A 19,150-nucleotide genomic window follows, 5' to 3' on the forward strand; every position below is an offset into this window, starting at 1 on the left:
CTTCTAGCGGCGCAGCGCCGCCGACAGCAGTCCCGCCACCTCGGCCAGTTCCGTCTCCAGATAGAAATGGCCGCCCTTGAAGATCTTCACCTCTCCCGGGAGACCGGAGTGCTCCAGCCATTGGACAGCCTCGGACGGCGTGACCATCGGGTCGGCGTCGCCGCCGAGCACGGTGAACGGCACCTCCAGCAGCGGCCCGGGCTTCCAGTGATAGGTCCGCAGCGCGGCATGGTCGGCACGCAACGCCGGCAGGACCATCTCCAGCAGCTCCGGGTCGTCCAGCACCCCGCTCGCCGTCCCGCCGAGCCGCCGGATCCGCGCAACGATCGCCGCGTCCCCGGTCAGCACGTCACTGTGGCGGGGATCGGCCGCCGGCGCGGCGCGCCCGGACAGGAACAGCCGCTCAGGCTCGGGCCCGCCGCGCTCGGCGATCCGGCGGGCCGTCTCGTAGGCGACGGCCGCGCCCATGCTGTGCCCGAACAGCGCGTACGGCCGGCCCGGGTCCGGCGGCAGCAGATCGGCCACCGCGTCGGCGAGACCGGTGACGCTCTCCACGGCGGGCTCCGCACGCCGGTCCTGCCGGCCTGGATACTGCACGCCCAGCACCCGCACTCCGGGCGTCAGCAGCTGGGCGAGCAGCCGATAGGCGGTGGCGGCCCCGCCCGCGTGCGGAAAGCAGATCAGGTCCGGGGCGTCCGCGGCGGCCTCCAGGCCGAAGCCGCGGAACCATCTCCGGCGCATCTCGTCCACATCGTCCCCATTGTCTATGTCGTGCCGGTCCGGTCACCGCCAGCCTTGCCGCTGGTCCGGCACCACCGGTCACGACCCGGTAATCGCCGCGCCATCAGCGGAATCCCGTGCGGCGGTTCCCTCCTCGCCTCCCGATGGAATCGGAGCCGACGGGCGGTCTTAATTTCAGAGGTGTTCAACATGCGTCAAGGAAGGACCGACCGTGACGATTGAGTCAAACAGGATCCCTGTGGACTTCTGGTTCGATGCCATGTGCCCGTGGTCGTGGATCGCGTCGCGCTGGCTGCTGGAGGTGGAGCACATCCGCCCGGTCGACCTGCGCTGGCACGTCATGAGCTGGTCCATCCTGCAGCAGGGCGTCGACCTGCTGCCGGAGCATGTGGAGATCGTCCGGCAGGGGTGGGGACCGGCGCGGGTCGCCATCGCGGTCGAACAGCAGCACGGCAACGCCGAACTCGGCGCCCTGTACTCGGCCTACGGCAAGCGCTACCAGCACCAGGGCCGCACCCTGAACCGCGCGGCCATCGTGGACTCCCTCGCCGAGATCGGCCTGCCCGTCGACCTCGCCGAGGCGGCTGAGGACAAGGACTACGACGACGCCCTCCTGGCATCGCACATGGACGGGATGGACCGGGTCGGCTACGAGGTTGGCACCCCCATCCTGGCGATCAACGGCGTCGCCTACTTCGGGCCGGTCATGTCGCCGATCCCGCGCGGTGAGGCGGCGGGCAGGCTCTTCGACGGCCTGGCGCTCGTGTCGGGCACCAAGGGCTTCTTCGAGCTGAAGCGCAGCCGGACCCGGGCTCCGATCATCCGTTAGCGGCCGGATCCGGCCGGGACACGGTGGGTGGTGCCCGGTGCCCGGGCACCACCCACGGATCAGCCGATCAGCAGGTCGTCGACCAGGATCGGCAGCCTTCTGACCCGGACACCGGTGGCGTGGAACACCGCGTTGGCGATGGCGGCGGGCATGGCGACGATGCCCATCTCGCCGACACCGCCTTTCGCACCCAGGACGTTGACCAGGTCGTCGTGCTCGTCGACCGTCTCCACGATCACGTCGGAGATGTCGGCGTTCGCCGCGATGTGGTACCCGGCGAGGTCGGTGTTGACGAACCGTGCGCGGTCACGATCCATGACGGTCTTCTCCATCAGCGCATGGCCCGCGCCCCAGATCATCCCGCCCGCCAGCAGGCCGTGCGCGATCCTCGGGTTCAGCACCCGGCCGACCGCGAAGACGCCGACCATGCGGCCCATCCGCACCTGCCGCGTGACCGGATCGACGCGGACCTCCGCGAAGTTGGCCCCGTAGCTGAAGGCCACGTGGTCCGGCCGCGCCGGACCGGTGATGTTGAAGGTGCCGTCCCGCAGGGTGGTCTGCGCCATCTCGGCGGGCAGCCGGGGCGGCGTGTGCCGGATCTCGACCGCCAGGACGCCGCGCGGCAGGTCGGCGACCAACTCGGCGACGGTGATCCGGAGGCCGTCGCCCGCCCGTACAACGCCGTCCGAGATGGTCAGGTCCTCCACCGCGCGCGGCCGTCCGAACCGCACGGCCGCGGCCGCCAGCAACTGTTCCCGTACGGACCGGGCGTTCTCGTGGACGGCCGCGCCGACCGTCCCGGTCGTCGACGACGCCGCCGTGGCGAGGCCGCGCGGCAGGTCGCTGTCCCCCAACGCCACCCGCACGTCGGCCAGCGCGAGCCCCGACGTCTCGGCGGCGATCTGGGCGAGCAACGTGTAGGTCCCGGTTCCGATGTCCTGGCTCGCGACCTCCACCAGGGCCCGGCCGTCCGAGCCCACGGTGATCCTGCTGTCGCACACGCCACCCTCGAACACGGGGTAGCTCGCGCTCGCGCAGCCCCAGCCGATGAGCGTTCCGTCGGAGTCCCGCATCGAACCGGGACGGGCCCTGCGCCGGTGCCAGCCGAACAGCTCCGCGCCCCGGCGATAGCACTCCTGCAGCGACCGACTGCTGTACCGGAGCCCCTCCACGGGCTCCTTCGCCGGCTCGTTGCGCAGTCGTAGCTCCATCGGATCCACGTCGAGCACCATGGCCAGTTCGTCGACGGCGCTCTCCAACGCGAACAGTTCGGGGTACTCCAACGGCCCCCGCATGAAGCCCGGAGTGTTCACGTCGACCCCGATGGTGCTCTCACGCGTGTGGATGTTGGGGAAGGCGTACAGCCGCGCGGTGTTGTCGGTGCCGGGGAGGGCCAGGACGTCGCTGCGCGAGGTCTGGGTGAGGACCTCGTGCTCGTAGGCGGTGAACCGGCCGTCGGAGGTCGCGGCCAGCCGCACCCAATGCCGTGACTCGGGCCGGAACGAGGCGATCGTGAACATCTGCCGGCGGGTGATCGACAGCTTCACCGGGGCGTCCAGCCGCCGCGCGGCCTCGGCGGTCAGCACTGTGTGCCACAGCGTCGCACCCTTGGACCCGAACCCGCCGCCCACGTACGGGCTGACGACGCGCACGTCCTCCTCGGTGACACCGAGGGCGCCGGCCAGCGCGAACCGCTCGCCGGTAACCCACTGGCTGGGGACGCGGATCTCCAGGCGGCCGTCCTGCCACAGCGCCGCGGCGTGGAACGGCTCGATCGGGTTGTGATGGTTGACGGAGGTGGCGTACTCACGGTCGACCACGACGTGCGACTCGGCGAGCGCCGTCGCGGTGTCGCCGGTCTGCAGGCCGTGCAGGTCGATCCGCCCCGGTGCGTCGGGGGCGAGGTCGGCCAGCGCGATCACGGCGGGCACCTCCTCGTACTCGACCCGGATCAGGCGGGCCGCCTCCTCGGCGATCTCCGGGGTGTCGGCCACGGCGAGCGCCACGATCTGGCCCGAGTAGCGGATCTCGTCGGAGCCGAGCGGGTTGAAGCTCGTCTGGAACTGGCCGCCCAGCACCGGGGTGAGGAACTGGCCCTCCTTCACGGCGTCGCCGAGGTTGCGGTGGGTGAGGACCAGGCGGACCCCCGGCAGCCGTTCGGCCCCGCCGGCGTCGATGGCGGTGATACGCCCTCGGGAAATCGTTCCCGTCGCCAGTGCGGCGTGCAGCGTCCCGGCTGGCGTGTGGTCGGCGACGTACGCGGCCTGGCCGGTGACCTTGGCCACCGCGTCGGTCCGGACCACCGGGGTTCCCAGGATCTTCGTCATGCTCGTTCCCCTCCCTGTCCCGCGCGCAGACACGCCTGCTCGACCACCCGAGGCCCCAGCGTGATCTTCACAGCGTTGTCGCGGCCCGCTCGGGCCGCGGCGAAGGCGGCCCGGCCCGCGGCCTTGGCGGTGTCGGCGGTCAACGGACGCCCGACGAGTTCCGCCTCGGCCTCGTGACTGCGCCACGGCCGGGTCGCCACCCCGCCCAAACCCACCCGCGCCGCTGTGACGACGCCGTCCTCGATCGTGAGCCCGGCCGCCGCCGACGCGATGGCGAACGCGTAACGGGCCCGGTCGGCGACCTTGACATAGGCGGAGCCACGCACCAGGGCGCTGTTCGGGATGGTCACGGCCGTGACGATGTCACCGGGCGACAGCGTCGTCTCCCGCTCCGGCTCGTCGGCGACGTCCCGGTGCAGTTCGGCGAAGGGCAGGGTCTTGGGCCCCCCGGCCGACAGCAGTTCCACGGACGCCTCGAACGCCACCAGCGAGACGCCGAGGTCTCCGGGGTAGACCGCGACACACGATTCCGACCCGCCCAGCACGGCACTGTCGCGGTCGGGGCCGGCCAGCGCGCTGCACCCGGTTCCCGGCTCACGCTTGTTGCAGGGCGAGTCGCCGTCGCGGTAGTAGGGGCAGCGGGTGCGTTGCAGGAGGTTCCCGCCGATGGTGGCCATGTTGCGCACCTGCTGGGAGGCGGCCAGCCGCAGGCTCTCGGCGATCGCGGGGTAGCGCGCCCGCACCCGCTCGTCGGTGGCCACGTCGGCCATCCGGGACAACGCGCCAATCCGCAGCCACGTGCCGGTCTCCTCCACGCCGTCCAGGCCCGGCAACCGCCTGATGTCGACCAGATGATCAGGGGCCAGGACGTTGCCCCGCATCAGGTCTACCAGCGTGGTGCCGCCCGCCAGCACCATCGCCCCCGGTCTGGAGCTCTCCCGCGCCGCCTCGTTCAGGCTGGAAACGCGCGCGTACGTGAAAGGCCTCATGTCCTCACCGGCTCTCGGCGACGGACCGTACGGCCCGCACGATGTTCGGATACGCGGAGCATCGGCACAGGTTGCCGCTCATGTATTCGCGCACGTCGTCGTCGGACTCGGCATTGCCCTCGCGGACGCACGCCTCGGCCGACATGATCTGCCCCGGCGTGCAGAAGCCGCACTGCAGCGCGTCGAACTCCACGAACGCCCGCTGCATCGGATGCAGGGTGCCGTCGGGCTCGGCCAGGTCCTCGATCGTCCGGATCTCGGCGTCGTCGGCACTGACCGTGAGGATCAGGCACGACAGGGCTCGCCGCCCGTCGACGTGCACCGTGCAGGCGCCGCAGGTGCCCTGGTGGCAACCGGCCTTGGTGCCGGTCAGGTCGAACCGCTCACGCAGCAGCGTGAGCAGTGTGGTGCGCGGATCCACATCGACTGTTCGCGCGGTTCCGTTCACCGTCAGGTTCACCTGGAAGGTGTCGGGCGCTTCCAGCGGTGGGTGGGATGTGCGCTCGGGATCGGGTGTGGTCATGGGCTCCTCCAGGTGAACTCATCCGTGGAATCGCGACGCCGCCAGCGCCTCCGGGCGGCGCTGGCGGTCGTGGAGGTCGCCGTGATCGACGGCGACCGGCTGGTTCCATGTTCTCCCTGCGTCGGCGGCCGTCATGACTCCGGAGAACATGCGGTTACCAGCCGATGGGGGCCGATGGAGGGTCAGTGAGCGGCGGGGAGCGCCTCCTCTTCGGCCGGCTGGGGCAGGAGCAGCAGGATCAGCGCGATGACGGCGCCGACGGCGGCTAGGGCCACGCAGGTCCAGAACCCGGCCTGGAACCCCTCGGTGAGGGCGGCGGGGCCGGTGCCCTTGGTGTAGATGACCGCCACGGTGGAGACGACGGCGCTGCCGAGCGCTCCGCCGATCCAGAACGCGGCGTTGTTGATGCCCGAGGCCAGCCCGGCGTCCTCGTCCGGGACACCGGTGAGGGCGGCGATGGAGACCGCGACGAAACAGGTGCCGACTGCGGACCCGAAGACCAGCAGCCCGACGAACAGGTCGCTGAAGTAGCTGCCGTCCGCCGAGATCGCCGTCATGAGCAGCGAGCCGATGCCGAACAGCACCATGCCCGCCAGCGCGACGACCCGGTACCCGATCTTGCCGACGATCACACCGGCGACGTTGGCCGACAGGATGTCCATCAGGGCGTACGCCAGCGTGCCCAGGCCGAAGATGACCGGGGTGAACAGCAGCACCTGCTGGGCGTAGAGGGAGACCAGGACGTTGAAGCCGAGGAGCAGCATGCCGACCACGATCATCATCAGGTTCCCGCTGACCAGCGAGCTCGACTTGAAGATCCGGAACGGCACCAGCGGTGCCACCGACTTCTTCTCGATGACGACGAACAGCGCGACCAGTACGGCGGCGGCAGCCAGCAGGCCGATGGTCCGGCTGTGGCCCCAGCCGATGTTGGGCGCCTCCACGACGGCGTAGATGAGCACCACGGCCGCGCCGGTGCTGGTGATCGCGCCGCCGAGGTCGAAGGAGCGTTCGGTGGCGGGCGTGTGGCTCTCCCGCAGCAGGACCGGGACCAGGGCCAGCATGACGGCGGCGACCGGGATGTTCAGGTAGAAGATCCATTCCCAGCCGAGCAGGTCGGTGACCACGCCGCCGATCAGCAGCGCGGCGGTCGCGCCGAAGGCGCCGGTGCCCGTCCAGATGGCCAGTGCCCGGTTGCGGTCGGGCCCTTCGTCGAAGGTGGTCATCAGCAGGGCCAGCGCGGTGGGCGACATGATCGCGGCCGACGCGCCCTGCACGAGGCGGGCGATGATCAGGGTCTCCTGGGACCAGGCGGCGCCGCACAGCACCGAGGAGGCCAGGAACAGGACGACGCCGATGACGAAGAGCCTGCGGTGGCCCAGCAGGTCGGCGGCCCGGCCGGCCAGCAGCAGCAGACCGCCGAAGCTGAGCAGGTATCCGCTCAGCACCCATTGGAGGCTGGAGACGCTGAAACCGAGGTCGGCCTGGATGGAGGGCATCGCCAGGATGACGATCTGGCCGTCCAGGGCGACCATGAACATGGCGGCGCACAGCAGGCCGAGCGCCGCCCAGCGTGAGGGTGGAGGCTTCGAAGGGCCGGTTGTCGAGGGGTTTTTCTCTGATGACTGAGCCATGTTGATGAAGACAGACGGCCGATCGCATTTTCGTCGGGTGTCCCCCGATGGATTCCGGGCCGCCCGTCTGTCCTCATTGAAGAGGGCGTCAGCAAGGGAAAATGGGAGTGTGATGATGACGGGTGTGGTGGCGGATCGAGGGAACTTCGGCCAACTGGCCGATCGGTTCCGGCCGGAGTTGCTGGCGCACTGCTGCCGGATCCTCGGCTCCGCGCACGAGGCCGAGGATCTGGTCCAGGAGACCTACCTGCGGGCGTGGCGGTCGCTCGACGAGTTCGAGGGCCGCGCCTCGCTGCGCAACTGGCTGTACCGGATCGCGACCAACACCTGCCTGAACGCGATCGAGGCGCGCAGCCGGCGGCCGTTGCCGACCGGGCTGGGCGGCCCCGCGGATCCGGCCGCCGACCAGCACGGCCAGGAGTCGGCCTGGCTGGAGCCGATCGCCCGCGTGCTGTTCGGCAGCGAGCCGGCCGACCCCGCGACGGTGATCGAGACGCGGACGTCGGTCCGGCTGGCGCTGACCGTTGCGTGGCGGCGTCTGACGCCGCGTCAGCGTGCCGTCCTGCTGCTGTGCGAGGTGCTGGGGTGGCGGGCCGGAGAGGTCGCGGAACTGCTCGGCACCAGTAGCGCGGCGGTCTACAGCATGTTGCAGCGGGCCAGGGCGCAGCTCACCAAGGCGGCCGGCCCGGCCGACGAGGTGGACGAGCCCGATGACCCGCACGAACGTGACCTGCTCGACCGTTACGTGGCCGCGTTCGAACACGCCGACCTGCCGGCGTTGATGAACCTGCTCACCAGCGACGCCGTCTGCGAGGTGCCGCCGGAGCCGATCGGTCTGGCGGGCCGCGAAGCCATCGCCCGTTTCCTGGCGACCGAATGCCCCGCTTTCGGCACCTGCCAGATGGTTCGCACCACTCACCAGGGGAAGCCGGCCTTCGCCACCTACCTGCGGGGTGAGGACGGCACCCACCGCGCGTACTCGGTCGAGGTCCTCACGATCTCGTCGCAGGGCATCGCCCGGATCGTGTCGCACCAGCGCCCGGAGATGTTCCACAATCTGGGCTTGCCGCTGGTGCGCCATTCCCCGTCGGCCCGTTAGGGCTCGGTTATGACGATGCCCTACGTGCTGAGCGCACCGACCGAAGGAATCGGCCTGCTCAAACAGGCGCTGGACTATGCGCTGGCGACGGGTCAGCACATCACCGCCGATGTGCTGACCGCGCCGACGCCCTGCGACCGGTGGGATCTCGCCACGCTGCTGCTGCACCTCAACGAGTCGCTGGACGCCCTGCAGGAGGGCCTTAGGGAGGGGTGCGTGGGCGTCATGCCGACCGGCCCGCCCGCTCCCGACGCCGACCTGCTCTTCGGGTTCCGCAGTCGCGCCTGCCGCCTGCTGCACACGTGCGCGATGGTCTGCGCTCCCGACCAGGTGCGGGTCGGAGACTGGCAGCTGTCGCTCTCGACGCTGGCGGGCATAGGGGCGATCGAGGTCGCGGTGCACGGCTGGGACGTGGGGCGCGCCTGCGGTCACCCGTATCCCATCCCGGCGAACCTGGCCGAGGAGCTGCTGCTCCTGGCTCCGCTGGTCATCAACGACGCGACCCGCCACTCGCTGTTCGCGCCGCCCGTCTCGACTCCGTCCACCGTTCCGTCCGACCGGCTGCTGGCATTGCTGGGCCGTGACGCGGCGGGAAGGCCGTGACCGGCGCCTGCACCGATCAGGCCATGTGGACCAGGCTCCTGCGGTTGCAGACCGTGGTGGAACGTCGTCACCGAGGCGGGCAGGGAACGCTACCTCCTGGTCAGTGAGACCTACTCCGATGTCCTCGCCTGCGCACTGGACACCTTGGACGCGGATCCGCAGTTCGCGGGCCTGGTCCGGGCCCTGCGTCCAGGTCGACCGTCCGACGGGGACGGCCGACCTGGAGAGCAGATGACCCTTCTCAGGCCACGGTGGCCATCAGCGGGTCGAGGGTGATCGTGATCGCGTGCCGCTTTCCGCCCGCCCACCCGGGGCGCCGGTCCAGCAGTTCCGGCTTGGCGCCGACGATGATGAGCGCCGGGACGGGGCCGAGGGTGTCCGTCAGGTTCTCCATCAGGTCCAGCGACCGGTCATCTGCGTGGTGCAGATCGTCCGCGATCACGACGAGCAGGTGGTCGGGATTCCCTTCCGGCGGTACGGCCAGGTACGGCATCAGGGTCCGCTCGCCGCTGGGGGCCGCGCTCACGCACACGTACGAGGCGGGTTCGGGCAACTGTTCGCGCACCCTGCGCTGGAACTCGATGAAAAGCCGGGACCTGGCGATGCCTGACCCGCCGAGCACCGTGACGAGATGCGGGGCGCTGCTGCGATGGGCGCGCTCCAGGAGTTGCTGCAGCAGTTCGAGTTCGTGGTCGTAGCAGCCGTGGCCGTCGCACATCCGCCAGCGCACGGGAGAGTCGCCGCCCTGATGTTCGACCTGTTCGTAACAGATGCTTGGCCCGGTGGCCAGCCGGGTCCGGTCGCACACGTGGATGTCGTCGGCGGGGGCCGCCGACAGCAGCGAACGGCAGTAGTCCAGCAGGGCGCCGTTGACGACGGGCGGGCCGTCATTGGGCCCGGGGCGGGCGAAAGCCTCACCGGTGGCCACGGCGGCGTGCACCGACAGCCCGCGCACGAAGCGCGAGGTGTGGGTGCCCGGAGCGGCCAGCGCGCCGAGCGAGTCGCGGATCACGGCGGCGGCGCGCACGGCCCGCTCGGCGTGGGTGTCCTGGTCGTTGCGGGCGCTGAAGACCAGCATCGACAACGAACCCATCGAGGTCATGACGAAACCGCCGAAATTCCCTGCCCTCTCCCGGATCACCACCGCCGCCTCCTCCATGACCTGGTCGATCTCGGTGGCGCCGGCGCTGTCGAGGTCCAGACAGAGCCAGGTCTGGACGAGGACGACGCTCATCTGGCGTCGCTCGGAGGCCACGACCGTTTCGGTGGGAGACACCGGCACCGGGAGACCTACCTGGCGAGGCTGCCGCGCAGCCTGTTCGGAGACAGGGGGAGCGGTGTCCCGTACTCCAGGCGGCTGAACTCGATGGGCCGTCGTTGCGCCGCTGCTGAGAGCAGGACGCCGGGTCTCCCGCAGCGCGACCGGAGGCTGCGGACCCAGCCCGAGGTCCTGGGTGAGAATGGCGTGCTGGAGCAACTGGAGTTCGGGGCTGGGCTGGAGGCCGAACTCCTCCACGAGCCTGATCCGCATCCGCTGGTAGACGTTCAGCGCGTCCGCCTGGCGTCCGCAGTAGTACAGAGCGTGCATGAGCTGGCCGCAGGCGCGTTCCCGCGGTGGCTCATTGTCGACCATGGCCTCCAGTTCGCCGAGGATGGCATGAGGGCGGCCACAGGCCAGTTCCGCCTCGAAGTAGTCCTCCAGCACGTCCAGCCGGGCGTTCTGCGCGGTGATCACTTCCGGCCAGGCGCGGCCGGTCTCCTCCAGATCGGCCAACGCCGGGCCCCGCCAGAGCGCCAGGGCGGCGCGGAACTGGGAGGCGGCCGCCTCGGGCGCGCCGTTGGCCAGCTCCGCGCGCCCGGTGGCGGTCCACTGGTGGAACAAATGGAGGTCGACCCGCTCAGGCGCGACCTGCAGCCGATAACCGGGCGCCTGGGTGAGCAGGAGATCGGGGCCTTCACCGCCGTGCGCCGCGAACACCCGGCGCAGCCCCCAGATCGCGTTCTGCAGTATTTTGCGTGCGGTGATGGGAGTGTCGTCGAAACTCCACAATGCGTCCATCAACTGGTCTGTGGACGCAACCTGATTCGCCTTCAAAAGCAGCAGCCCGAGGGCTGCCCGCTGCTTTGCGCCACCTAGTGGAACCGGTTGTTCGCCGGAAATGACTTCGAGCGGGCCGAGCACACGAAACCACATAGCACTCCAGGTATGCTTGACAAGCAGGACGGGAATGCGCTAAGGGGGAATTGTGGGGCGGGATTGTCGCCCCTTGGCCTCATAGTCAGGCTCGTTGTAAACCCCAGCCTCATGGTAGAAATCAAGTGGTTGGTTTGTCCATCTAGTTGTCGGTGTGACCGATCTCATATAACCGTAAATCCGATAAAAGTGATGTTAAGTTCGCAGTTCGCAGCCTCAGTGGCCGCATTAGGCCATCTTTGGGCCCCCGGTACTCCCGTGCCACGTATCGATCTTTGGGTCGTTGCCGCTGGTGGTAGGACCGGAGGGCCCGGTTTCGGTGTCGTCGCCGGGACCGGTTGAGGGTGCGGCGATGGCACGATCCATTCGCGCTGACAGCGGCGGATCTCGTTGGAAGAGACCGCGATTAAGGGGCCGGCCGGATCGGCCGGTTTCGGCTATAAGCATGGCGCGGGTGGGCGGTCGCATCCACGATCCGGGGCGCGCAGGGGCCGTGTTAACGAGCACTCCGCCCATCCGCCACGCGCCCATCCGCCACGCGGCGATGCACCGGTAAATGCGACTGCTGGTTACTCCGGCGAATATTTCGGTGACGATACGTTCGGATCCTGATGCGGTAACCCACTGGTTCCCGGCGCTTACGTAATCGCGGTTACAGGGCGATTACCGCGCCCTTGACGCTTGCTTCCCACGCTTGTCTAGGGTCGGTTCTGGCATGGTCGTGGCCGGTTCGGAATGCTTTTCGGACTCGCGCCTCCAACGCCTCACCCAGGAGATCCGAAACGAGGGAGGTGGCCGTCATGAGTGGTCGAATCACCGATCGTGCCCTGGTGCTCGGTGGCAGCATCGCCGGTCTGTTCGCCGCGCGGGTCCTGTCCGAGACGTACACGGAAGTCATCGTCGTCGACCGCGATGCGCTGACCGGGGTAGAGCAGGCCCGGCAGGGCGTTCCGCAGGGCCGCCAGGTGCACGGCCTGCTGGCCCGGGGCAGGCAGGCCATCGAGGAACTGTTCCCCGGCATCACCGGCGACCTCGTCGCGGCCGGCGCGGGAAGCGGTGACGTGGCCGGCAACCTGCGCTGGTACTTCAACGGGGTCCCCTTGGCGCGGGACGAGTCGGGCATGGTCGCGGTGACCGTGAGCCGTCCGATGCTGGAGTTCCACGTCCGCCAGAAGGTCCAGGACATCCCCAACGTACGGTTCCTGGAGCGGCACGACATCCTGGGCGTGACCGCCACCGCCGACGCAGGCCGGATCACCGGGGCACGCGTGCGCGAGCCGGACACGGAGATCGAGCGGGAGCTGACCGCGGACCTGGTGGTGGACGCGACCGGCCGGGGTTCGCGCACCCCGGTGTGGCTCACCGAACTCGGCTACCAGCGGGTCGCCGAGGATCGCTTGAAGATCGGCATCGGGTACACCACCCGCCACTACCGGATCCGTACCGACCCGTTCGGCCGTGACATCTCCATCAATGTCATCGCCTCGCCGACGCTGCCCCGCGGGGCGATCTGCGGCAGGCACGGAAACTACATCGAGCTGACCGCCTACGGAGTGCTGGGTGACGTGCCGCCCTCCGACCCAGAAGGGTTCGCCGCCTTCCTCGCCTCGCTCGCGGTGCCCGACATCGCGCACGCCGCGAGTCTCAGCGAACCGGTCGACGATCCGGTGTCCTACCAGTTTCCGGCCAATCTGCGACGGCGGTACGAGCGGCTGGACCGGTTCCCCGACGGCTTCGTCCTCCTGGGCGACTCGGTGTGCAGTTTCAACCCCACCTACGCCCAGGGCATGACCATCGCGGCGCTGGGCGCGCTGGCGCTGCGCTCGCATCTGCGCTCGGGTCCGCCGCGTTCGATGGACTTCCTGCGCGAGCTGGCCCGCGACGTCCTGGACGGGCCGTGGGACCTGATGACCACCGGCGACCTCACCTTTCCCGGTGTGCCGGGGGAGCGGACGTTCAAGGTGCGGATGGCGCACGGTCTGGTGGCGAAGGTGCTGGAGGCCGCGACCAGGGACGGCAAGGTCGCCTCCGCCTATCTGCGCGTCGCGGGCCTGCTGGACCCGCCCGAGGCGTTGATGAAGCCCGCGATGCTCCTGCGGATCCTGCGCGGCTCGCTGGGCCGGCGTTCGGTTCCCGTACCGGCGCCGCGCGACGGCCGGGAGAGGCCCGCCCGCGAACTCGCCTGAACGTGCTGCTCTCCGCCCCGGTCCGCTCTGGCCATCCCCCATGAGAGCGGACCGGGGCGGGCGCGCGCGAAGGCCCCTGCCGGTCGAGATGGCGGCAGGGGCCGGGACGTGCGGGTGTGCGTTGGTCAGGCCTGCGGCATGGCGTCGGCGATGGGCCGGTCGATCGCCATCATCCACTTGCCGTTCGCCTCACGGCGCATGACGTCGGTGCAGGAGCCGTGCAGCACGACCGGCTCGCCGTCCTCGCCGGTGACCTCCAGGTCGAACACCACTTTCACCAGCGAGATGTCACCGGCGACGTAGGAGCTCTTCAGCACGGCCTTCAGACGCGGCTTCTTGCCGATCATCTCGACGATGAAACGCTTGCGCTCCTCGCCGCGCAGTGGCTGGCCCGACAGGTTGGAGATCGAGTCCTCCCGGTAGAGCGAATTGAACACGTTTCCATCGCCGGAATTGAAGGCGAGCATGAAGACTTCGTTCTGGGTCTCCGGATCGTCGGTCAGGTCCAAATTATCCAGGTCGATTTTGAGATTCGCCGTCATCAGATGGCTGACCTCCATTTCTCGGAACACCCGGCGGTGTTCGCTCTCTCAGTCTACCGATCGGAAAACCGCCGCATTAATTGCTCGGTAACTCACCGTTCATGCCCGGGCCAGACCGGTCGGTGACCAGAGATCGGCATTATTTCTCGCACCTGAAAGAAATTCGCCGCGCGCGAGGATTTCGCGGGCAGTGACGGAAGGGAAGCGCACATCATGGGCGAAGAGACCGTTGAAAACCTGTCGCGTCGCGGACTGCTGGCCGCCGGGGTGGCGGCGGGTGTGCCGCTCGGTCAGACCGGCGTCGCGGCGGCGAGCGGCGGAGGCGAACCGGACGCGATCGTCATCGGGGCGGGCTACGCGGGTGTCACGGCGGCGCGCGAGCTGGCGGCGCGCGGGCTGCGCCCCCTGGTGCTGGAGGCCCGCGACCGGATCGGCGGCCGCACCTGGACCGACACGTTCGCGGGGCTGCCGGTCGAGCGGGGCGGCACGTGGGTGCACTGGAGTCAGCCCCACGTATGGGCCGAGATGATGCGGTACGGCATCGGCGTCGTCGAGGATCCCGCCCCGGACCGGGCGATCCTCCCCACCCCGGACGGACCGCGGTCCTTCCCGCTCGACGAGGCGTTCGGGCATCTGGGGGAGCTGCTCGTACGGTTCTTCGACGGCGCGGCCACCCTGTTCGACCGCCCCTTCGACCCGCTGTACAACGCCGACGCGGTACGGCCGGCCGACCGGATCTCCCTGCGCGCCCGGCTTGACGCGATGCGCCTGCCGGCCCGCGACGAGAGCTGGATGTCGGGGGTGACCTCGGCGTACTCGGGCGGGAGGAGCACCCGCGGCGCCTACACGCAGATGGCCCGCTGGTGGTCGCTGGCCGGTGGGGGATTCGACAAGTGGAACGCCGCGACCGGTCACTACCGGATCGAATCGGGCACTATCGGGCTGCTGACCGCCATCCTCGCCGACGCCAGCGCCGAGCTGCGCCTCAGCACGCCTGTCGCCTCGGTCGTCGACGACGGCCGCCGCGTGCACGTCACCACCCGGTCAGGCCGGCGGTTCTCCGCGCCCGTGGCGGTGGTCGCGCTCCCCGCGAACGTGTGGCACACCATCAGGTTCGACCCGGGCCTGCCTGCCGCCCACACCGCCGCCACCCGGGAGGGCATCGGAGTGCCCAACGGCACCAAGATCTGGATCCACGTGCGTGGTGACGTGGGCCGCTTCTTCGCACAGGACGCCGAGGGCGGCCCGATCTCCGCACTGATCCCTTACCGGGAGACCGGGGACGGCCTGCTGGTCGTCGGGTTCAGCTACCACCCCACGTTCGACGGCTCCGACCTCGCCCAGGTCCGCGCCGCGGTGCGCCGGCAGGAGCCGAAGGCCGAGGTGACCGCGATCAAGGCGCAGAACTGGGCGCGCGACGAGTTCTCGCTCGGCGGCGCCGCCTGCCAGACCCCCGGCCAGCTCACCCGGCTGCACGCGGCCCTCCAGCGGCCCAGCGGACGTCTCGCATTCGCCACCAGCGACATCGCCGCGGGGTGGAACGGCTACATCGACGGCGCCATCGAGTCCGGCATCCGCGCCGGCCGCCAGGCAGCCGACGCGGCCGGCCGGTAGGTTCCCCGGCGAAACGGCCCGTCCGGCATCACGCTGGACGGGCCGCTTCCCGCGGGCCTGGGGTCAGAGCAGGTAGGTGTCGGGTTCGAGCCCGAGGACGACCCTGCCGTGCACCTCCAGGTTCGGGTTCGGCGTCATCATGCCGTGCAGCGCCAGGCCCTCGATGTCACGGAAGAACCGCTGGAACGGAGCCGACCGCATGATCGCGGAACCGCTGCTGATGGACTGCAGGTCCTCGACCGACTCCTTGGCCAGCTGGATCGCGTACCCGCAGCGGCCTCGGCCCTCGGCCCGTTCCTCCAGCGTCGGCTGGGTGCCCGCGTCGGCGTGCGCCTGGAGCGCGGTGATCCAGCGGCGCACCAGCGCGTCCGCCGCCTCGATCTTGTTGGCGGACGTGGCGACCCGCAACTGCGTGAGCGGGTGCGCGGCCTGGTCCTCCCACGAGGTGTACGCGATCGGGCGGCCCGGCACCCGCTCGACGAACAACTCGAACGCGGCCCGCGCCATGCCGATGTAGGACGCCACCGACGAGGCCATGATGTACCCGATGAGCGGATAGTTGCGGCCGGTGGCACCGGTGTTGGACCGCTCTCCGGTCAGGCCCTCCAGGGCCTCGGCGGCGTCCATCACCCGGTGCGCGGGCACGAACACGTCCTTGGCGGAGGTAGTGGAGCTGCCGGTCGCGGCGGCGGCGGACACGTACCAGTCGTCGGCGATCGACAGCACCGACATCGGCACCACCGCGTACAGCTCCTGGTGCGAGCCGTCCGGCAACTCCAGCAGCGCCCCGAGCAGGTCCCACTGCGCGCCCCGGCACCCGGAGTTGAACCGCCAGGTGCCATTCAGCAGATAGCCGTCCTCCACCGGCGTCAGCGTGCCGGTCGGCGAGAACCCGCCGGAGATCCGCACCGAGTCGCTCGTGAAGATCTCCTCCTGCGCCCGGTCGGGATACTGCGTGATCAGCCACGCAGTCGACACCCAGGCCAGCGCGACCCATCCGGTCGAGCCGCAGCCGCGCGCCACCTGGACCAGGATGTCGTACTGCTCCTCCAACGACAGGTCGAGCCCGCCGAACCGGGTCGGGACCGCGGCCCGGAACACCCCGGCCTTGTCCAGCAGCTCGATGTTCTCCTCGGGGATCCAGCGGTTCTCCTCTGCCGCCAGACCGTTCTCGCGCAGTGTCGGCACCACGTCCCGCACCGCCTGGATCACAGCGGCGGCCTGCTCGTTCACAGCCATTCCTGCTCCCTGTCGTCGCCCTGACCGGCTGGATGGCCGGAGGTGTGCCTCACTCGCTCTCGCCGTACGGGTCGTCGATCGCGTACCGCCACTTACCGTCCTCGCCACGTCGCAGCACGTCGAGGCCGACGCCCGTGTGCACCTCGATCTCGCCGTCGGCGCCGGCGATCTCGACCTGCCAGTCGACGACCAGCAGCGTGGCGTCGCCGGTCTCGTACCGGTGCCGGTCCGTGGCGGTCATGCGCGGCTTGGCCCGCAGCGTCTCGGCGATGTGGTCGCGGCGTGCCTGCCCACTCAAGGGCCGGCCCGGCTCCCAGACCGCGATGGCCTCTTCGGTGTAGAGCCGCTCGAGTGTCTCGAAGTCACCGGAGTTGAAGGCTCGTACGTACAACTGGGTCTGCAGTTGCGCGTCATCGGTGAGTTGGAAATCCTCGATCGTGGACATGACTGCTCCCTGCCTCGTCTAGGCTCGGCGACTTCTGTAATTCTCCAAGCTAGTCATGCGCCCTCATTACGCGCTCATCGCCGGGCAATTCGCCGCTGGCGGCTCAGTTCGAGAACGCGTGGTTACCGGCCCGGAATTAATGTGCGAGGTCGATCGCCGCTTCAGGCGCTTTCGATTCGGGGAGACGAAAGGCGTTAAGCGATGACCATTGTTGATCCGGCTGCCGGGGCCGACCGGGACCGGGCCGTCGCCATTGTCGGGATCTCCTGCCGGCTTCCGGGCGCCGATTCCCCGGCACTTTTCTGGGAACTGCTGCGCACCGGGAGGAGCGCGATCGGGGACGCCCCGGCCGACCGCTGGGACCGGGCGGTGGCGCCCGCCGCCCGCCGGGGCGGTTTCCTCGACGCGGTCGGGGACTTCGACGCGGACTTCTTCGGTATCTCCCCGCGCGAGGCCGCCGGCATGGATCCGCAGCAGCGCCTGGTGCTGGAACTGGTGTGGGAGGCGTTGGAGGACGGCCGCATCGTGCCCGCCTCGCTGCGTGACGGCGACACCTCGATGTACGTCGGAACGCTCCGCGATGACTACTCGGGCCTGGTTCAGCGGCAGGGTCTTTCGGAGATCACCCAGCACACCATCACCGGCGTGAACCGGGGGGTCATCGCCAACCGGGTCTCCTATTTCCTCGGGTTGCGCGGTGCCAGCCTCACCGTGGACACCGCCCAGTCGTCGTCACTGGTCGCGCTCCATCTGGCTGCCGAGTCCCTCCGGGCGGGCGACGCGGGCCTGTCGATCGTCGCCGGGGTGAACCTCAACCTCACCGCCGAGAGCGCGGTCACCGCCGAACGTTTCGGCGGACTGTCCCCGGACGGTCTGTGCTTCACCTTCGACGCTCGCGCCAACGGTTTCGTCCGTGGGGAGGGCGGGGTGGTCGTGGTCCTCAAGCGGCTGGCCGACGCGCTCGCCGACGGCGACCGTGTCCATGCCGTACTGCGCGGCGGCGCGGTCAACAACGACGGCGCCACCCCCGGCCTCACCGTGCCGGGGCGGGACGCGCAGGAACAGGTGATCCGGCAGGCCTACGATCACGCCGGCGTCGCTCCGGAGAGGGTCCAGTACGTGGAGCTGCACGGCACGGGCACTCGCGTCGGCGACCCCATCGAGGCGGCCGCGCTGGGGGCGGCGCTCGGCGCGGCCCGCGACCCCGGTGTGCCGCTGCTCGTCGGATCGGCCAAGACGAACGTCGGCCATTTGGAAGGCGCCGCCGGTCTGGTCGGCCTGCTGAAGGTCGTGCTGAGCATCAGGAACCGGGAGTTGCCGCCCAGCCTGAACTTCGAGACGCCGAACCCCGCCATCGCCCTCGACCTGCTCAACCTGAGCGTGCAAACCGAACTCGCCGCCTGGCCCCGCCCGGACGAGCCGCTGGTGGCGGGGGTCAGCTCGTTCGGCATGGGCGGCACCAACTGCCACGTCGTGGTCACCGAAGCGCCTGCCGTCGAGGCCGCTGGGGAGCGGGCGCGCCCGGGACTCCTGCCGTGGCTGCTGTCGGGCCGCGACGAGGCGGCGCTGAGGGCGCAGGCGGCGGCGTTGACGGACCTCACGGCGGATCCTCTGGACGTCGGCGCCTCGCTGCTCACCCGGTCGGTGTTCGGGTATCGCGCGGTGGTGGTGGGGGCTGATCGTGCGGAGCTGGTGTCGGGTTTGGAGGCGTTGGGGGCCGGTCTGCCGGGTGTGGTGTCCGGTGTGGCGGGTGATGGTCGTCTGGGGTGGGTTTTCTCTGGTCAGGGTGCTCAGCGGGTGGGTATGGGGGCGGGCCTTGCCGGGGTGTTTCCGGTGTTCGCTGAGGTGTTCGGGGAGGTGTGCGGTCGGTTCGAGGGACTGGCTGAGGTGATCGCTTCGGGTGAGGGCTTGGAGCGGACGGGTTGGGCTCAGCCGGGATTGTTCGCGGTCGAGGTGGCGCTGGCCCGGTTGCTGGAGTCGTGGGGTGTGCGGCCGGATGTGGTGGTCGGTCATTCGATCGGTGAGGTCGCTGCCGCGCACGTCGCTGGGGTGCTGTCGCTGTCTGATGCGGTTCGCCTGGTGGAGGCGCGTGGTCGGCTGATGCAGGCGCTGCCGGAGGGTGGGGCGATGTGGGCGCTGCAAGCCTCCGAAGAGGAAGTCGTCCCGCATCTGTTCGGGCGGGTGG

General features: G+C 69.9%; 16 protein-coding genes. 6 read left to right on the plus strand and 10 right to left on the minus strand.

The window, feature by feature from the left end:
• Positions 1 to 3: 3 nt before the first annotated feature.
• Positions 4 to 741: a thioesterase II family protein gene (locus tag AW272_RS39440; protein WP_066376280.1), complete on the minus strand. Its 738-nt coding sequence runs from the start codon at positions 739 to 741 to the stop codon at positions 4 to 6.
• Positions 742 to 958: 217 nt separating this feature from the next.
• On the opposite strand from AW272_RS39440, the gene AW272_RS39445 reads away from it, so the two are divergent.
• Entirely contained in the window at positions 959 to 1,570 is a 612-nt protein-coding gene (locus tag AW272_RS39445) for a mycothiol-dependent nitroreductase Rv2466c family protein (protein WP_157519323.1), read from the plus strand.
• Between the two features lie 59 nt (positions 1,571 to 1,629).
• Here the strand turns inward: AW272_RS39445 and AW272_RS39450 are convergent, their stop codons facing one another.
• Genes AW272_RS39450 through AW272_RS39465 form a run of 5 tightly spaced genes read right to left on the minus strand, consistent with a single transcriptional unit; the run spans position 1,630 to position 7,043 of the window.
• Positions 1,630 to 3,897 (minus strand): xanthine dehydrogenase family protein molybdopterin-binding subunit, encoded by a 2,268-nt coding sequence (locus AW272_RS39450; protein ID WP_066376269.1) that lies wholly within the window; start codon positions 3,895 to 3,897, stop codon positions 1,630 to 1,632.
• The gene (locus AW272_RS39455) at positions 3,894 to 4,886 is read right to left on the minus strand and encodes an FAD binding domain-containing protein (protein ID WP_066376271.1); all 993 of its coding nucleotides are present in this window, start codon (positions 4,884 to 4,886) and stop codon (positions 3,894 to 3,896) included. Before AW272_RS39455 ends, AW272_RS39450 begins: the two co-directional genes overlap by 4 nt.
• Before the next feature lie 4 nt (positions 4,887 to 4,890).
• Positions 4,891 to 5,409 carry a (2Fe-2S)-binding protein gene (locus tag AW272_RS39460; protein ID WP_083959167.1) on the minus strand — a complete coding sequence of 173 codons (519 nt, stop codon included), beginning with the start codon at positions 5,407 to 5,409 and terminating at the stop codon, positions 4,891 to 4,893.
• Between the two features lie 18 nt (positions 5,410 to 5,427).
• Entirely contained in the window at positions 5,428 to 5,559 is a 132-nt protein-coding gene (locus AW272_RS45845; protein WP_275527348.1) for a hypothetical protein, read from the minus strand.
• Between the two features lie 32 nt (positions 5,560 to 5,591).
• Positions 5,592 to 7,043 (minus strand): MFS transporter, encoded by a 1,452-nt coding sequence (locus AW272_RS39465; RefSeq protein ID WP_066376273.1) that lies wholly within the window; start codon positions 7,041 to 7,043, stop codon positions 5,592 to 5,594.
• A 115-nt stretch (positions 7,044 to 7,158) separates the two neighbouring features.
• Between AW272_RS39465 and AW272_RS39470 the strand changes: the two genes are divergently transcribed.
• Positions 7,159 to 8,142 (plus strand): RNA polymerase subunit sigma-70, encoded by a 984-nt coding sequence (locus AW272_RS39470; protein WP_066376288.1) that lies wholly within the window; start codon positions 7,159 to 7,161, stop codon positions 8,140 to 8,142.
• A 9-nt stretch (positions 8,143 to 8,151) separates the two neighbouring features.
• A complete protein-coding gene (locus AW272_RS39475; protein WP_083959168.1) occupies positions 8,152 to 8,745 on the plus strand; it encodes a TIGR03086 family metal-binding protein in 594 nt (197 codons plus the stop codon).
• Positions 8,746 to 8,986: 241 nt separating this feature from the next.
• On the opposite strand, the gene AW272_RS43685 is transcribed toward AW272_RS39475, so the two are convergent.
• Positions 8,987 to 10,804 carry an AfsR/SARP family transcriptional regulator gene (locus AW272_RS43685; protein ID WP_369408852.1) on the minus strand — a complete coding sequence of 606 codons (1,818 nt, stop codon included), beginning with the start codon at positions 10,802 to 10,804 and terminating at the stop codon, positions 8,987 to 8,989.
• A gap of 935 nt (positions 10,805 to 11,739) precedes the next feature.
• On the opposite strand from AW272_RS43685, the gene AW272_RS39485 reads away from it, so the two are divergent.
• Positions 11,740 to 13,125, plus strand: a complete 1,386-nt coding sequence (locus AW272_RS39485) for an FAD-dependent oxidoreductase (protein ID WP_066376298.1) — start codon at positions 11,740 to 11,742, stop codon at positions 13,123 to 13,125.
• 125 nt (positions 13,126 to 13,250) lie between these two features.
• On the opposite strand, the gene AW272_RS39490 is transcribed toward AW272_RS39485, so the two are convergent.
• A complete protein-coding gene (locus AW272_RS39490) occupies positions 13,251 to 13,667 on the minus strand; it encodes a YybH family protein (RefSeq protein ID WP_066376300.1) in 417 nt (138 codons plus the stop codon).
• Between the two features lie 213 nt (positions 13,668 to 13,880).
• On the opposite strand from AW272_RS39490, the gene AW272_RS39495 reads away from it, so the two are divergent.
• On the plus strand, positions 13,881 to 15,281 hold the full coding sequence (locus AW272_RS39495) for a flavin monoamine oxidase family protein (RefSeq protein ID WP_083959170.1): 1,401 nt from the start codon (positions 13,881 to 13,883) through the stop codon (positions 15,279 to 15,281).
• Between the two features lie 63 nt (positions 15,282 to 15,344).
• Here AW272_RS39495 and AW272_RS39500 read toward each other — a convergent pair whose 3' ends face one another.
• Entirely contained in the window at positions 15,345 to 16,520 is a 1,176-nt protein-coding gene (locus tag AW272_RS39500; RefSeq protein ID WP_066376278.1) for an acyl-CoA dehydrogenase family protein, read from the minus strand.
• A 49-nt stretch (positions 16,521 to 16,569) separates the two neighbouring features.
• Positions 16,570 to 16,965: a YybH family protein gene (locus AW272_RS39505; protein ID WP_066376279.1), complete on the minus strand. Its 396-nt coding sequence runs from the start codon at positions 16,963 to 16,965 to the stop codon at positions 16,570 to 16,572.
• 201 nt (positions 16,966 to 17,166) lie between these two features.
• On the opposite strand from AW272_RS39505, the gene AW272_RS39510 reads away from it, so the two are divergent.
• On the plus strand, positions 17,167 to 19,150 hold a 1,984-nt coding region (locus tag AW272_RS39510), incomplete at its 3' end, for a type I polyketide synthase (protein ID WP_157519321.1).

The sequence above is a fragment of the Herbidospora mongoliensis genome (assembly GCF_001570545.1).
In the GTDB taxonomy this organism is placed as follows: Bacteria; Actinomycetota; Actinomycetes; order Streptosporangiales; family Streptosporangiaceae; genus Herbidospora; species Herbidospora mongoliensis.